The organism is Gemmobacter nanjingensis (genome assembly GCF_014652195.1).
GTDB lineage: Bacteria > Pseudomonadota > Alphaproteobacteria > Rhodobacterales > Rhodobacteraceae > Gemmobacter > Gemmobacter caeni.
On the sequence record NZ_BMYI01000077.1, the window covers coordinates 1 to 1,158 of the forward strand.

At 61.7% G+C, this 1,158-nt stretch carries 1 protein-coding gene; it reads right to left on the reverse strand.

Annotation, left to right across the window (positions count from 1 at the left end; genetic code table 11):
- A partial coding sequence (locus IE126_RS25705; RefSeq protein WP_189383234.1) for an IS1380-like element ISPme1 family transposase occupies positions 1-1,064 on the reverse strand: 1,064 nt, incomplete at its 3' end.
- Positions 1,065-1,158 lie beyond the last annotated feature (94 nt).

Sequence of the window (1,158 nt, forward strand, 5' to 3'; positions counted from 1 at the left end):
AAGGCATATTTGCCTTCCTTGATGTGCTGCTCTGCGGTGCCGCGCTGGTTGTAGAACCTCACCACCCAGTCTGGCTCCATCGGCAGGTTGGTGACGATGAAGCCGACTTTGGGGAACAGCTCGCCCGGATGCCATTCGATCTTGGCGATGACGCGGCGCGGCTTGTCCCAGGACGCCGCCTGATACTCGAAGTCCTCGAAGAACCGTTTGACCTTGGTCAGCGAAGGCCGTCCCACGGGCCGTGTCAGCCGATGCGCGATCTTCTCGCGCAAGACGGCGTTGGCGGGCAGACGGATGGCGTAGAAGAACCTGGCTTCTTCCAGCCGCATATAGATCGCGGGGATCGCGTAGGCAGCGTCGGCCCGGAAGAAGCGTCCACCAAGGTCGCGGCCAGCATATCGGGCAATGACGGGATCAAGGACATCCCGCCAGCCATCGGCGCTGTGGACATTGCCGTTACGCAGGGCGCAGCGCTCCAGCATGCCAAACTGGTTGAACAAGAAGATGGGGTGATAGCAGGTGCAGTCGAAATGCCCGTTCCAGGCAGCACCTTCCTGATCGCCGTGGGTGGGGCTGACCGAGCTGTCCATGTCCAGCACGATGTATTTCAACCCGTTGCGGTCATGAAACCGGTCGATCCATTGGCCGTTCAGATCGGCCAGCGCCGCCCGGTTCGCGGCCAGAGCCAGCGTCTCGGTCTCGAACCGTCCCATCTGCGATGCCGAAGCAGCTTGCGCCTCGACGGCCCTGCCGCCAACGACCTGACGCATCACGGGATCGAGGGCCAAGCGGTCGGCATCGTTCACATCCTCGTATCCGGCCAGTCGTCCGAACACCGATTGCCGGAACAATCCGTCAAGCCGATGGAGCGTGTTCTTCCCGGTGCGGCTGTCTCGCAGCGCCTCCGACGCCAGATTGGACAGGCCGAGCACGTCATCAAGCTCGCGCATCACCAGCAGGCCACCGTCTGAACTGATCTGCGCACCACGGAACTCCAGACGCACACGGCGGTCGAAATCAACCCGATCTCCCCGCGCCAAGCCCGCACCCTCCAGGTGATCCATGAAACGCGCCCCTCGCAGCCGTCAACGCCATGATTTATATGCGAAATATCACGATTACGACAGCGAAATCAGCGACTTACTTGGAGAATGTGGG